At 64.0% G+C, this 13,245-nt stretch carries 12 protein-coding genes and 1 pseudogene; 11 read left to right on the forward strand and 2 right to left on the reverse strand.

Annotated elements, in window-relative coordinates; translation table 11 throughout:
- Nucleotides 1–135 precede the first annotated feature (135 nt).
- The 3 genes from tpiA (at nucleotide 136) to RQH62_RS17795 (ending at nucleotide 3,210) form a co-directional block, all read left to right on the forward strand.
- Nucleotides 136–897, forward strand: a complete 762-nt coding sequence (gene tpiA / locus RQH62_RS17785; protein WP_311270065.1) for a triose-phosphate isomerase — start codon at nucleotides 136–138, stop codon at nucleotides 895–897.
- Nucleotides 898–1,112: 215 nt separating this feature from the next.
- Nucleotides 1,113–1,487, forward strand: a complete 375-nt coding sequence (gene secG, locus RQH62_RS17790) for a preprotein translocase subunit SecG (protein ID WP_311270066.1) — start codon at nucleotides 1,113–1,115, stop codon at nucleotides 1,485–1,487.
- 91 nt (nucleotides 1,488–1,578) lie between these two features.
- Nucleotides 1,579–3,210, forward strand: a complete 1,632-nt coding sequence (locus tag RQH62_RS17795; RefSeq protein ID WP_311270067.1) for a CTP synthase — start codon at nucleotides 1,579–1,581, stop codon at nucleotides 3,208–3,210.
- A 179-nt stretch (nucleotides 3,211–3,389) separates the two neighbouring features.
- Here the strand turns inward: RQH62_RS17795 and RQH62_RS17800 are convergent, their stop codons facing one another.
- The gene (locus RQH62_RS17800; RefSeq protein ID WP_311270068.1) at nucleotides 3,390–4,007 is read right to left on the reverse strand and encodes a hypothetical protein; all 618 of its coding nucleotides are present in this window, start codon (nucleotides 4,005–4,007) and stop codon (nucleotides 3,390–3,392) included.
- A 67-nt stretch (nucleotides 4,008–4,074) separates the two neighbouring features.
- Nucleotides 4,075–5,209: pseudogene (locus tag RQH62_RS17805) on the reverse strand (PQQ-dependent sugar dehydrogenase).
- A 187-nt stretch (nucleotides 5,210–5,396) separates the two neighbouring features.
- Here RQH62_RS17805 and rimP point away from each other — a divergent pair.
- From rimP to RQH62_RS17845, 8 genes are all read left to right on the forward strand, one after another.
- Complete coding sequence (gene rimP / locus RQH62_RS17810; RefSeq protein ID WP_311270069.1) at nucleotides 5,397–5,921, forward strand: ribosome maturation protein RimP; 525 nt, start codon at nucleotides 5,397–5,399, stop codon at nucleotides 5,919–5,921.
- Between the two features lie 14 nt (nucleotides 5,922–5,935).
- Nucleotides 5,936–7,507, forward strand: a complete 1,572-nt coding sequence (nusA, locus tag RQH62_RS17815; RefSeq protein WP_311270070.1) for a transcription termination factor NusA — start codon at nucleotides 5,936–5,938, stop codon at nucleotides 7,505–7,507.
- A 198-nt stretch (nucleotides 7,508–7,705) separates the two neighbouring features.
- The gene (locus tag RQH62_RS17820) at nucleotides 7,706–8,368 is read left to right on the forward strand and encodes a DUF448 domain-containing protein (RefSeq protein ID WP_311270071.1); all 663 of its coding nucleotides are present in this window, start codon (nucleotides 7,706–7,708) and stop codon (nucleotides 8,366–8,368) included.
- Nucleotides 8,369–8,465: 97 nt separating this feature from the next.
- Entirely contained in the window at nucleotides 8,466–11,087 is a 2,622-nt protein-coding gene (gene infB / locus RQH62_RS17825) for a translation initiation factor IF-2 (RefSeq protein WP_311270072.1), read from the forward strand.
- Nucleotides 11,088–11,241: 154 nt separating this feature from the next.
- Nucleotides 11,242–11,640, forward strand: a complete 399-nt coding sequence (gene rbfA, locus RQH62_RS17830) for a 30S ribosome-binding factor RbfA (protein ID WP_311270132.1) — start codon at nucleotides 11,242–11,244, stop codon at nucleotides 11,638–11,640.
- A gap of 31 nt (nucleotides 11,641–11,671) precedes the next feature.
- Entirely contained in the window at nucleotides 11,672–11,941 is a 270-nt protein-coding gene (locus RQH62_RS17835) for an AbrB/MazE/SpoVT family DNA-binding domain-containing protein (RefSeq protein ID WP_311270073.1), read from the forward strand.
- Nucleotides 11,941–12,330: a type II toxin-antitoxin system VapC family toxin gene (locus RQH62_RS17840; protein WP_311270074.1), complete on the forward strand. Its 390-nt coding sequence runs from the start codon at nucleotides 11,941–11,943 to the stop codon at nucleotides 12,328–12,330. The genes RQH62_RS17835 and RQH62_RS17840 overlap by 1 nt, the downstream gene beginning before the upstream one ends.
- Before the next feature lie 15 nt (nucleotides 12,331–12,345).
- Nucleotides 12,346–13,242: an alpha/beta fold hydrolase gene (locus RQH62_RS17845; RefSeq protein ID WP_311270075.1), complete on the forward strand. Its 897-nt coding sequence runs from the start codon at nucleotides 12,346–12,348 to the stop codon at nucleotides 13,240–13,242.
- The last annotated feature ends 3 nt before the right edge of the window (nucleotides 13,243–13,245 follow it).

The raw sequence follows: 13,245 nt of genomic DNA on the forward strand, positions 1-13,245 counted from the left end.
GACTGGACAAATGCGCGAGCGCCGTTCATCGCCTGTCCCTGTATCCGGGCGATCCGCAGGAGACGCAGTCCTTCAATAGGGCGCGAGCGGCGCGGTCGGGTGCATCGTGCAGCAATAATTACAGGGGACAAGCGGATGAGCAGGCGCAAGCTGGTTGTCGGCAATTGGAAGATGAACGGGCTGAAGGCCCAGCTTGGCGAAGTAGCGGCCATCGGTGCGCTGGCGGCCGAGCATGGCGACGTGGATGTCGGGCTGTGCCTGCCGGCTACGCTGATCGCCGGCGCCGACGCGCAGAAGGGCGCGGCCTTCATTGGCGCGCAGGATTGCCATATGCAGGGCAGTGGCGCGCATACCGGTTGCCTGTCGGCGGCGATGCTGGCGGAAGCCGGCGCGGGCTGGACCATCGTGGGCCATAGCGAGCGGCGGCAGGATCAGGGCGAAAGCGACGGCGATGTCGCGGCCAAGGCGCTGGCGGGGAAGGCGGCGGGCCTGAAGGTGATATTGTGCGTGGGCGAGAGCCTGGATGTGCGCGATGCGGGTGATGCCGAAGCTGTCGTGTCGGCGCAGTTGCTGGCTTCGTTGCCCGAAGGCGCGGCGGCCGACTGGCTGAGCATCGCCTATGAACCGATCTGGGCGATCGGCACCGGGCGTATCCCGACGATGGAGGCGGTCGCGGCCATGCACGCCGCGCTGCGTGCGGCGCTGGCCAGCCGGATCGGGGCCGAGGCCGACAAGATGCGTATTCTCTATGGCGGGTCGATGAATGGCGACAATGCGGCCGACCTGATGGCCATCGTCGATGTCGACGGCGGGCTGGTGGGCGGCGCAAGCCTGACCGCCGCGAAGTTCGCACCGATCATCGAAGCGGCTGATAGCAAGCTGGCGGTGGCGGCCTGAAATAGAAAAGCCCCTCCCTTCCAGGGAGGGGTTGGGGTGGGTGCGATTGCAAAAGCAATCGCTTACAAGCCCGTCTCCGTTTCAGCGCTCGCTGCGCTCGCGACCCACCCCCAACCCCTCCCTGGGAGGGAGGGGAGCAAAGGCGCGGTTGCCCCCGCGCGCCATCGTCGCTATGTGCGCGCCAACGCACCCATTTGACCGGACACTTTGTCGCCATGTTCACCTTTCTTCTCGTCGTACAGGCGATCGTCGCCGCCCTGCTGGTCACCGTCATCCTGATGCAGAAGTCGGAAGGCGGCGGTCTGGGCGTGGGTGGCAGCCCGGCGGGCCTGATGTCGGCGCGCGGCGCGGCGGATTTCCTGACCCGTTCGACTACGGTGCTGGCCAGCATCTTCGTGCTGCTGTCGGTTGTGATGGCGGTGATCGCGGCCGTTCGCCATGCACCGAGCGACATCGACACCTCGCTGGTGAAGCAGGCTCCGGCCACGCAGGGCGCCCCGGCGGCGCCGAATGCCGATCCGCTGGCCGGTGCGGCGAGCAATGCTGCGTCGGCGCCTGCGGCCAATGGCGCGGTTCCGCTCGCCAACTAAACCTTCCGTCGATCTTTCGATCTTTTTTTCAAGCGCGCGTGGATTCGCGCGCTTGCCCTTTGTTGTTCCGAAAGGCTAAGCCTCTCTTCCCATGACGCGGTATATTTTCATCACCGGCGGCGTGGTCTCCTCGCTTGGCAAAGGCCTTATGGCCGCATCGCTCGCAGCGCTGCTGCAGGCGCGAGGTTTCCGTGTGCGAATCCGGAAGTTCGACCCCTATCTCAACGTCGATCCGGGCACGATGTCGCCCTATCAGCATGGCGAAGTCTATGTGACCGACGACGGGGCGGAAACCGACCTCGACCTTGGCCATTATGAGCGTTTTACCGGGGTTTCGGCGCGCCAGTCGGACAATGTGACGCAGGGCCGCGTCTATCAGACGATCATCCAGCGCGAACGGCGCGGCGATTATCTGGGCGCGACGGTGCAGGTCATTCCGCACGTCACCGATGAGATCAAGGCGTTCGCCACCGCCGACACCGAAGACCTGGATTTCGTGCTGTGCGAAATCGGCGGCACGGTGGGGGACATCGAATCGCTGCCCTTCATGGAAGCGATTCGCCAGCTGCATAATGATCTGGATCGCGGCCAGTCGATCTTCGTCCATGTGACGCTGGTGCCGTACATCGCGGCGGCGGGCGAGTTGAAGACCAAGCCGACCCAGCGCAGCGTGCGCGACCTGACGTCGCTCGGCATCCAGCCCGATATCCTGCTGTGCCGTTGCGAGCATCCGTTGCCCGACAGCGAGCGCAAGAAGATCGCTCTGTTCTGCAACGTGCGGCCCGAAGCAGTGATTCCCGCGCTCGACGCCAGCAGCATCTACGCCGTGCCGCATCAGTATCATGCCGAAGGGCTGGACGCCGAAGTGCTGCGCGCGTTCGGCATCAATGATGCCCCCGCGCCCAAGATGGACCGCTGGGACGACATCATGGATCGTCGCCAGAACCCGGAAGGCGAAGTCACGATCGGCGTGGTCGGCAAATATGTCGGCCTGCTCGACGCCTACAAGTCGCTCTACGAAGCGCTGAACCATGGCGGCCTTGCCAACCGGGTGAAGGTCAACGTCAAGTGGATCGACGCGGAGCTGTTCGAGAAGGGCGATGATATCGTCGCCAGCCTGGAGCCGATGCACGGCATTTTGGTCCCCGGCGGCTTTGGCGTGCGCGGGTCGGAAGGCAAGATCGAATCGGTCAAGTTCGCGCGTGAACGCAATGTGCCCTTCTTCGGCATCTGCCTTGGCATGCAGATGGCCTGCATCGAGGGCGCGCGGAACACGGCGGGTATTGCTGACGCTTCGACCACCGAATTTGGCGAGACGTCCGAGCCGGTCGTTGGCCTCATCACCGAATGGATGGGCAAGGAAGGGCTGCAAAAGCGGACCGCCGACACCGATCTGGGCGGCACGATGCGTCTGGGCGCCTATCCGGCGAAGCTGGACGGCAACAGCGTCGTCGCGGGCATTTATGGCAGCAACGACATCAGCGAGCGGCATCGTCACCGCTATGAGGTCAATGCCGGCTATCGCGAGCCGCTGGAAAAGGGCGGCCTGATCTTCTCGGGCATGTCGCCGGACGGTACGCTGCCCGAAATCGTCGAGCGGCCCGACCATCCCTGGTTCGTGGGCGTGCAGTTCCACCCGGAACTCAAGTCCAAGCCGTTCGATCCGCACCCGCTCTTCGCCAGCTTCATCGCGGCGGCGGTGAAGCAGAGCCGGTTGGTATAAAAGGAAACGGGGCCGATGAGGCCCCGTTTTCGTTTCAGCGCACGGTCGGGTCGAGCATCGGCTTGCCCGGTTCGAAACGCGGTGCGTCCGGGGCGGGTGGTCCGTCCTGGGTGACGGGGGCATCCATGGTGGCAGGCGCGCCGCCCACCCTTTCGGTTATCTGGAACGGTGCTGCGTCCTTAGACCGTTGCTGCGGGTCGCAGCCAGCTGCGCGCAGTTTGGTGTCCATGGCACCGAGGCGCATGATATCGCGAGGTCGATCCCATGGCGGCGCCCAGCGAACTGCGGTCGTCCGATCCGGGGGCAGGGCCGCCGCTCAGCAACTGCTCCGCCAGTTCGTCGCAATGCGGCCCCCAGGCCATCGTCAGCTTGTTGACCTGCGTTCCCAGCGCGGCGGCGAACAGGCCGAGCGTGATTTTTTCCGAGCGGAAAGCGGGGGAGGTGATGTCATCGGGCGCGTCGCCCCGTTCGACCGAGGCGGTGATGCGGGTCGCCGCGCCATCCTTGATCGGCTCCAGCGTGGCGATCATGCGGGTCGCGACCTTGTCACCGGCCATGACCAGCCAGGTCATCTTGCCCGGTTCGCGCTCCAGCTTGAAGTCCGGCAGCACGCCGCCCGACCGCGACGGATCGGTGCCGGGCGACCCCGGTTCCTTGCGCACGTCCAGCCCTTCGAGGCTGGCCATGACCTCCTGCACCGGCCGCTCGACATCGCGCGAATAGCCGGAATTGAAGAAGCCGCCAAAATAGAGGATGGCCGCCGCCAGCAGGCCGGCCGGTATCAAGAATCGCAGCATGGAATAGTTCCCCCTGTTGCCGCTTGCGATAGGCAACAGGGGTTAAGGGACTTTGAAGGGGGGGGCGTCAGCCCGCCGGCGTCAGTTTCAGCATCCGGCCTTGCGATCCTTGGCCGCCATCTTCCAGCAGCCAAAGCGCGCCATCGGGGCCTTGCTCGACTTCGCGGATGCGGGCGCCCATGTCCCACTGGTCGGCCTTTTCCGCCGTTTCGCCGTCCAGTTTCACGCGGACGAGGCTCTGGCTGGACAGGCCGCCGATGAACAGCGAGTTTTTCCACTGCGGGAACAGGTCGCCCGAATAATAGAGCAGGCCGCCCGGTGAGATGACCGGATTCCACCAGACCTTAGGCGCCTCGAACCCATCGCCGGGGGCATGGTCGGGGATCGGCTTGCCGTCATAATGGTCGCCGTTCGATACCTTGGGATAGCCATAGTTGAGGCCGGGCTTGATTGAGGTTGACCTCGTCGCCGCCCTTCGGCCCCATTTCCTGTTCCCACAGGCGGCCGTCCTTATCGAAGGCGATGCCCAGCAGGTTGCGATGGCCATAGGACCAGATGGCAGGGTTGAAGCCTTTGGCCGCCAACGGATTGTTCGCTGCCGGCGTGCCGTCGAGGTTCAGGCGCAGCACCTTGCCCAGCGTCGACTTGGGGTCTTGGGCAGGATCGAATTTCTGCCGCTCGCCATTGGTGAAGAAAAGATATTTGCCGTCGGGCGAGAAGGCGATGCGGCCCGAATAATGGCCGTTGCCATCGACATAGGGGCTGGCGCGGAAAATGACGGTCACGCCGTCCAGCTTTGTGGTGCCGTCGCTTGCCTGATTGAAGGCGCCCTTGGCCAGCGCTACGCCCTTGAGGCCATCGCGCTCTTCGGAAAAGCTGAAATAGACGGCCTTGTCCTTGGCGAAGGTCGGCGAGAGGACCACGTCCATCAGGGCGCCCTGGCCTGCGCTGTCGACCTTCGGGATGCCGGCGACCGGAATCTTGGTGCCGTTCTTCGGATCGAACAGGATCATCTCGCCCGCCTTCTCCGTCACCAGCGCGCGGCCGTCAGGCAGGAATGTCATGGCCCAGGGCGAATCGAAGTCGGCGATGACGGAGGTCTTGAACGGCTTTTCGCCGGCGGTGGTGGTCTGGCTGTTGGCGCCTTCGCCGGAGCAGGCGATCAGGAGGAGGGGCAGGGCGGCGAGCGTCAAATGGCGCATATTCGTCTCCATGATGGGGCTGGGGGCGCAGGATGATGCGCAGGAAATGATCGGGCACGAATAATGTTGCAGATTTCCCGCACCATGCCTATATCGCTCTTGCTTCCTTACATCGTCAAACATGTCAGGGTCGCGGGCAGATCGCTCGCGGCGCGGGAAGACGCACATATTTGTTTCCGGAGACTGCATGGCGGACATCGCCGAACTGACCGCGCTGATCGAACCCGAGGTGAAGGCTTTGGGCTTCGACCTTGTGCGCATCAAGCTTTTCGGGTCGGGCGACGAATATACGCTCCAGATCATGGCTGAAAATCCCAAGACCAAGCAGTTGGTGATCGAGGATTGCGCCACCATCTCGCGCCGCATTTCGGATGTGATGGACGAGCATGACCCGATCGAGGAGGCTTATCGCCTCGAAGTCAGCTCGCCCGGCATCGACCGCCCGCTGACCCGCCTGCACGACTTCCTTGAATGGTCCGGACATGAAGCGAAGATCAACGCCATCGAAATCGTCGAGGGTCGCAAGAGTTTCCGTGGCATCCTGAATGGCGTGGAGGGGGAGGATGTCCTCTTCACCGACGCCAAGGCCGGGGATGTCGCCATTCCGTTTTCGCTGATCGGCGACGCCAAGCTGGTGCTGACCGACAGGCTGATTTCTGCTAGCATGCCGCTCTCTTCCGATGGGGCGGATGAATTTGAAACCGAAGAATAAGGGTTCATAAAGTCATGGCCAACGCCATTTCCGCCAATCGGGCCGAACTGATCGCCATCGCCAATTCGGTGGCCAGCGAAAAGATGATCGACAAGGCCATCGTCATCGAGGCGATGGAAGATGCGATCCAGCGCGCCGCGCGCGCCCGCTATGGTGCCGAGAACGACATCCGTGCGAAGCTGGACCCGGACAGCGGCGACCTGCGCCTGTGGCGCGTCGTCGAAGTGGTCGAGGCGGTCGATGATTATTTCAAGCAGGTGGACCTGAAGCAGGGCCAGAAGCTGAAGAAGGACGCCGTGGTCGGCGACTTCATCGTCGATCCGCTGCCTCCGATCGACCTGGGCCGCATCGACGCCCAGTCGGCCAAGCAGGTGATCTTCCAGAAGGTGCGCGACGCCGAGCGCGAGCGCCAGTTCGAGGAATATAAGGACCGCGTGGGTGAGATCATCACCGGCGTCGTCAAGTCGGTCGAATTCGGCCATGTCGTCGTGAACCTCGGCCGCGCCGAAGGCGTGATCCGCCGCGACCAGCAGATCCCGCGCGAAGTGGTTCGCGTCGGCGACCGCATCCGGTCGGTCGTGCTGAACGTGCGTCGCGAAAATCGCGGGCCGCAGATTTTCCTGAGCCGCGCGCATCCCGAATTCATGAAGAAGCTGTTCGCGCAGGAAGTCCCCGAAATCTACGACGGCGTCATCACCATCATGGCCGCCGCCCGCGATCCGGGCAGCCGCGCCAAGATCGGCGTCATCAGCCGCGACGGCAGCATCGATCCGGTCGGTGCCTGCGTCGGCATGAAGGGCAGCCGTGTGCAGGCCGTCGTGCAGGAAATGCAGGGCGAAAAGATCGACATCATCCCCTGGTCGGAAGATACCGCGACCTTCGTCGTCAACGCATTGCAGCCCGCGCAGGTCGCCCGCGTCGTCATCGATGAGGAAGAAGAACGCATCGAAGTCGTCGTGCCCGACGATCAGCTGTCGCTCGCCATCGGCCGTCGTGGTCAGAATGTCCGTCTCGCCAGCCAGCTGACCGGCAAGGCGATCGACATCATGACCGAAGCCGATGCCAGCGAGAAGCGCCAGAAGGAATTCGTAGCCCGCTCCGAAATGTTCCAGAACGAACTGGATGTGGACGAGACGCTGTCGCAGCTGCTGGTCGCCGAAGGGTTCGGCGAGCTGGAAGAAGTCGCCTATGTCGAGGTGGACGAACTGGCGGCGATCGAAGGGTTCGACGAGGAACTGGCCGCCGAGCTTCAGAACCGTGCGCAGGAAGCACTGGAGCGCCGCGAACAGGCCGCACGCGAAGAACGTACCAATCTGGGCGTCGAGGATGCGCTGGCCGACATCCCGCACCTGACTGAAGCGATGCTGGTCACGCTGGGCAAGGCGGGCATCAAGACGCTCGACGATCTGGCCGATCTCGCCACCGACGAACTGGTACAGAAGAAGCGTATCGATCAGCGTCGCCGCAAGACGGACAGCAACAGCGACGACAAGGGCGGCATCCTGGCGGCCTATGGCCTGTCGGACGAGCAGGGCAATGAGATCATCATGGCCGCGCGCGCGCACTGGTTCGAAGAGGAAGCGTAAGTCTCCATGGCTTTTGACGGCATCCTGTCAGCATATTGCACCCGGTCGCTCATGCAGCGGCCGGGCGTGCTGACGGCTGTCGATCTTGCATCTCTAATAAGGGAGGACGCCAATGTTGCGGACACTCCCCGATGAGAGAATAAGGCCTCTCGACAGCGTTGGTCTTGCCCTTTCATCCGTTTTGGCGGAGGGGCGCGCATGACCGAACGCAAATGTATATTGACCGGCGACCGTGCCGACCCCGAAACGCTGATCCGTCTGGCGATCGGCCCGGAGGGTCAGGTGCTGCCCGACATCCGCGCCAAGGCTCCGGGGCGGGGGGCATGGGTCGGCGTATCGCGCGCCGAACTGGAAGTCGCGCTCGCCAAGGGCAAGCTGAAAGCCGGGCTCGCTCGATCCTTCAAGGATGGGGCGCTCGACATTCCCGCCGACCTGCCCGCCATGATCGAGTCGGGGCTGCGCAAGACGCTGCTCGACCGGCTGGGGCTGGAGGCGCGGGCGTCCATGCTGCTGACCGGTTCCGAAAAAATCGACGTCGCCTGCCGCAAGGGGCAGGTGCAATTGCTGCTCCACGCCGCCGATGCGGCGGCGGACGGCAATCGCAAACTGGATCAGGCGCTGCGCGTCGGGCAGGAAGCGGAAGGCACGGATTTGGCAGGCATCACCTTGCCTGTGGACCGCGACGCCCTATCTATGGCAATGGGGCGCGATAATGTCGTCCATATCGCGGTGACCGACTCGCGGGCAGCTTCGCGCCTGCGCGCGGCCATAGGCCGCTTGGAAAGCTATCTGGGTTGCGCTAACGGGGCGTCCGTGCATGGGGAGCATGTCTCCGCTGATGCGCCGGACGTTCCCGATTAGGCATTGCGCCTGCGGGCGCGGGCCAGAAGCATCGAAGAATAAAGGCGTCGGCGGGCCTATCCGGCCGAAGCGGAAGTGAAGGGTTAAGTTCGAACTTATGAGTGACAGCAAGGAAGACAAGCCGGTTCTGGGTCGCAAGCCGCTGGGCATCAAGCGGACCGTGGAATCCGGTCAGGTGCAGCAGCAGTTCAGCCATGGCCGCAAGAATACGGTCGTGGTTGAGGTGAAGCGGCGCCGCGTCCTGGGCAAGCCCGGTGAGACGACCGGTGGCGCTCCTGCGGCTGCGCCCCAGGCCGAACCCGCCCCTGCGCCCGTCGCGCAGGCCCCTGCGCCGCGCCCCGCCGCGCCCGCGCCGCAGCAGACCCGCGCGCCGCAGCCCGCCCCGGTGCGTCAGGCGCCGCCGCAGAGCCTGATGTCGCGTCAGGAATTGCAGGCCAAGCTGCTGCGTGAAGCCGAGGAAGCCCGCATGACCGCGCTGGAAGATGCGCGCCGTCGTGAGGATGCCGCGCGCATCGCCGCCAGCGAGGAAGAAAAGCGCCGCGCCGAGGAAAATCGCCAGGCAGCAGAAGCGGCCGAAGCCGCGGCTGCCGCTGCGCCCGCACCGGTCGAAGAGCCTGCGCCGCAGCCTGTCGTCGAGGTGCCCGCCGCGCCTGTCGCTGCACCGACGCCCGCCGCAGCACCCGCTGCCGCGCCGGCCAATGCGGCTGAACGCCCTGCCAGCACGGCGGCTGCCGTGCCGCCGCCGCGTCGCTTTACCCCGGTCACGCCGGCCAAGCGCCCCGAGCCGGCCAAGCCCGATCGCGCCAAGAAGGGTGATGACAATCGTCGCCAGTCCGGCAAGCTGACCGTCACCAAGGCGCTCGCCGATGACGACAGCGCCCGTGCCCGCAGCCTCGCCGCGCTCAAGCGTGCGCGTGAAAAGGAGCGTCGCGCTCATTATGCGGGCGGCGCCCAGCCGCGCGACAAGCAGGTCCGTGACGTCGTGGTGCCCGAAAGCATCACCGTGCAGGAACTGGCCAACCGTATGGCCGAAAAGGGCGCGGACCTGGTCAAGGCCCTGTTCAAGATGGGCACGGCGGTCACGCTCAACCAGCCGATCGATCAGGATACGGCGGAACTGCTGGTCGAAGAATTCGGCCATCGCATCCAGCGCGTGTCCGAAGCCGACGTTGAAATCGGCATGGAAGGCGAGGCTGATGCCCCCGAAACGCTGAAGCATCGCGCTCCGGTCGTGACGATCATGGGCCATGTCGACCATGGCAAGACCTCGCTGCTCGACGCGCTGCGCGGGACCGATGTGGTCGCGGGCGAAAGCGGCGGCATCACCCAGCATATCGGCGCTTATCAGGTGACGACCAAGGGGGGCGATGTCATCACCTTCCTCGACACGCCGGGTCACGAAGCCTTCTCGGAAATGCGTGCTCGCGGTGCAAACGTCACCGACATCGTCATCCTGGTGGTGGCGGCGGACGACGGCCTGATGCCGCAGACGATCGAAGCCATCAACCATACCAAGGCTGCTGGCGTCCCGATGATCGTGGCGATCAACAAGAGCGACAAGCCCGAAGCCAACCCGCAGAAGGTGCGTGAGCGCCTGCTGGAGCATGAGATTGTGGTCGAAGACATGGGCGGCGACGTCCAGGATGTCGAAGTGTCCGCGCTCAAGAAGACGGGCCTCGACGAACTGATCGAGAAGATTCTGCTTCAGGCCGAAGTCATGGAACTGACCGCCAACCCCGATCGCGCAGCCGAAGGCAATGTGATCGAGGCGCAGCTGGACAAGGGCCGTGGCGCCGTCGCCACTGTGCTGGTCCGCAAGGGTACGCTCAAGATCGGCGACACCTTCGTCATCGGGTCTGAGAGCGGCAAGGTGCGCGCATTGGTCAACGACAAGGGCCAGCAGGTGAAGTCTGCCGGACCTTCGGCTCCGGTCGAGGTGCTGGGTCTGTCGGGCGTGCCCAAGGCCGGCGATCAGCTCACCGTCGTGGAAAATGAAGCCCGCGCCCGCGAAGTCGCCGCTTATCGTCAGGAACAGGAAACCAAGAAGCGCACCACCACCGCGCCGACCAGTTTCGAACATATGTTCTCGGCGCTGAACACGACCGTCATCGAATATCCGGTGGTGGTGAAGGGCGACGTGCAGGGTTCGGTCGAAGCGATCGTGTCGTCGCTCAACAAGATTTCGACCGACGAGATCAAGGTGCGCATCCTGCATTCGGGTGTCGGCGCGATCACTGAAAGCGACGTCACGCTGGCCGCTGCCAGCCGCGCGCCGCTGATCGGCTTCAACGTCCGCCCCAATGCCAAGGCGCGTCAGCTGGCGGAGCGCGAGAAGATCTCGCTGCGCTATTATGACGTGATCTACGATCTTCTTGAAGAAGTGCGTGGCGAAATGGCGGGCCAGCTGGCGCCCGAACGCATCGAAACGATCGTGGGTCGGGCCGAAGTGCTTCAGGTGTTCCCGGCGGGCAAGAAGGACAAGGCGGCTGGTCTGCTTGTCCTCGACGGCATCATCCGCAAGGGGCTGTCCGCGCGTCTCACCCGGTCGGATGTCATCGTGTCGCGTACCAACATCGCGTCGCTGCGTCGCTTCAAGGACGATGTGTCCGAAGTGCGCGCCGGCATGGAGTGCGGTGCGGTGTTGCAGGACACGAACGACATCAAGGCCGGCGATACGCTGGAACTGTTCGAGGTCGAAGAGCGTCAGCGCACGCTGTGAGCCTGAAAAGGCAGCAGGAGGAAGAGGAGGACGGCACCGCCGCTGACATGGGGCGGGGTTGTCTATGGGTGTCGGATGGATGTCTTTGGGGATGTCTGCCGATGCTTTCCTTTCTGCTGCTGCCGTTCATGCCCGTTATTATGTGGTTGAAGTCATGACGCAATCCAACGAAGGCCCCTCCGTCCGTCTGCTGCGCGTAGGTGAACAGGTGCGCCATGTCCTGTCGGACATTCTCCAGCGCGGCGACGTGCATGACGATGTGCTGGCCAAGCATGTCGTCAGCGTCACCGAAGTGCGCATGTCGCCCGACCTGCGCCACGCGACCGTGTTCATCAAGTCGCTGCTGGGGCAGGACGAAGAAGCGGTGCTGAAGGCGCTGCGTACCAACACCGCCTATCTCCAGCGCGAGGTCGCGCATCGCATAGCGCTCAAATATGCGGCGAAGCTGAAGTTCCTGGCCGACGAGAGCTTTGACGAGGGCAGCCATATCGACAAGCTGCTGCGCGATCCCAAGGTGGCCCGCGACCTGACACCGGACGAGGGCGAAGATTGACTTCGCTGACGGTAAGACGCATCTTACCGTCATGAACGCCAAAACCACCCTGTCGGCAAAAGGCCAGGTCGTCATCCCTAAGGATGTTCGCGACCAGCTTGGCCTTGCGCCGGGGCAGGTGCTGGACGTGGTGCCGATGGGCGGCGGCGTGTTGTTGAGGCCCCAGCACAGAAAATCCGGCCGCAGTTTCGATGAGATCATGGTTGGCGTCCGGGCACGTTATCAGCATCAAGGTCCGCCGGTTTCCATTGAAGAAATGGACGAGGCGATTGCGCAGATGTTTCGCGACCGGCAGGACTGATGGCAGCAGCCGTCGATACCAGCATATTGGTCCGCTTTCTGACGGGCGATGATCTCACGCAGGCAGCGTTGGCGGCTGAGCGCATCAGTCACGGATTTGTTTTGCTGCCGACAGTGGCGATGGAAACCGAATGGGTATTGCGCGCCAGCTATGATTGGTCGCGCGAGCGGATCGAGGCGGCTTTTCGCGATGTCATCGATTTGCCGGAAGCCATCGGATTTCCGCCCGCCATGCATTGGGTGCTGGATCGCTTCGCCGCAGGGGCCGATTTTGCCGACATGATGCATCTGTCCATGGCTGGTGAAACCGATGCTTTTCTGACATTCGACCGGCGGATCGAAAAACTGGCGGGGGATTCCCCGCCCGTTGCCGTCATCACCTTGGTATAGAAACGGGGAATAATCATGCGGGCTTTCTGGTTGTCTTGTGCGTTTCTGTCTTGCGCAGCCACGCCCGCCATCGCCAAAGAACCCGCTATCCATCACGCCGTCATCGCTGACCCGAAACCCGATGCCGCCAACCCCGCTGGCATGGCCGCCTTCGTCATTCCGGTCGAGGATGGGGCGATGAATGCGGTGATGTACACGGCCGCGGGATCGGGCTTGCATCCCACGCTGCTGCTGCTCCACGGCTTCCCCGGTAATGAGCAGAATCTGGACCTGGCGCAGGCGGCGCGGCGGGCCGGGTGGAATGTGCTGACGCTCCATTATCGCGGGTCGTGGGGCAGCCCCGGCACCTTCTCCTTCGGCCATGCGTCGGAGGATGGCTTTGCTGCGCTGCAATATCTGCAACAGCCTTCAGTCGTGGCGAAATATCGTATCGATACCAGCGCGATCGTGGTTGCGGGGCACAGTATGGGCGGTTTCATGGCCGCCGATGCCGCCGCTGCCGACCCGCGTGTCGCCGGCCTGTTCCTGATCGACCCCTGGGATCCGGCGCAGACCGTGGCGTCGCTGGCGAACGCCGAAGGCGAGGCGGGCTGGAAGGTGGAAGTGGCGGGCGACCTGCCGCCGCTCAACGGGGCGACCTATGAAAGCCTGACCGGCGAGATCAAGGCGGATGGACAGAAGTTCGATCTGGGCCGGCGGCTGGCCGGCTATGCCCGCCGCCCGCTGACCATCATCGGTGCGGAGCGGGGCATCGGCGCCATGGCGCGCAAGGTGGCCGCCGACGCGCAGGGTGCCAATCCGGATTCGCGGCTGATGGTCTGGCCGACGGATCACAGTTTCTCCGACAGCCGCATCGCGCTCGCCGACGCGCTGGTCCGTTTCCTGGCTGGCGTGGCGCCGACCATTCGCTAAAGC

It is taken from the genome of Sphingobium sp. WCS2017Hpa-17, from assembly GCF_031843765.1.
In the GTDB taxonomy this organism is placed as follows: domain Bacteria; phylum Pseudomonadota; class Alphaproteobacteria; order Sphingomonadales; family Sphingomonadaceae; genus Sphingobium.

Bases quoted from the DNA above. Each gene is read 5' to 3' on its own strand.
- tpiA (WP_311270065.1), top strand. From the start codon at position 136: ATGAGCAGGCGCAAGCTGGTTGTCGGCAATTGGAAGATGAACGGGCTG.
- secG (WP_311270066.1), top strand. From the start codon at position 1,113: ATGTTCACCTTTCTTCTCGTCGTACAGGCGATCGTCGCCGCCCTGCTG.
- RQH62_RS17795 (WP_311270067.1), top strand. From the start codon at position 1,579: ATGACGCGGTATATTTTCATCACCGGCGGCGTGGTCTCCTCGCTTGGC.
- RQH62_RS17800 (WP_311270068.1), bottom strand. From the start codon at position 4,007: ATGCTGCGATTCTTGATACCGGCCGGCCTGCTGGCGGCGGCCATCCTC.
- rimP (WP_311270069.1), top strand. From the start codon at position 5,397: ATGGCGGACATCGCCGAACTGACCGCGCTGATCGAACCCGAGGTGAAG.
- nusA (WP_311270070.1), top strand. From the start codon at position 5,936: ATGGCCAACGCCATTTCCGCCAATCGGGCCGAACTGATCGCCATCGCC.
- RQH62_RS17820 (WP_311270071.1), top strand. From the start codon at position 7,706: ATGACCGAACGCAAATGTATATTGACCGGCGACCGTGCCGACCCCGAA.
- infB (WP_311270072.1), top strand. From the start codon at position 8,466: ATGAGTGACAGCAAGGAAGACAAGCCGGTTCTGGGTCGCAAGCCGCTG.
- rbfA (WP_311270132.1), top strand. From the start codon at position 11,242: ATGACGCAATCCAACGAAGGCCCCTCCGTCCGTCTGCTGCGCGTAGGT.
- RQH62_RS17835 (WP_311270073.1), top strand. From the start codon at position 11,672: ATGAACGCCAAAACCACCCTGTCGGCAAAAGGCCAGGTCGTCATCCCT.
- RQH62_RS17840 (WP_311270074.1), top strand. From the start codon at position 11,941: ATGGCAGCAGCCGTCGATACCAGCATATTGGTCCGCTTTCTGACGGGC.
- RQH62_RS17845 (WP_311270075.1), top strand. From the start codon at position 12,346: ATGCGGGCTTTCTGGTTGTCTTGTGCGTTTCTGTCTTGCGCAGCCACG.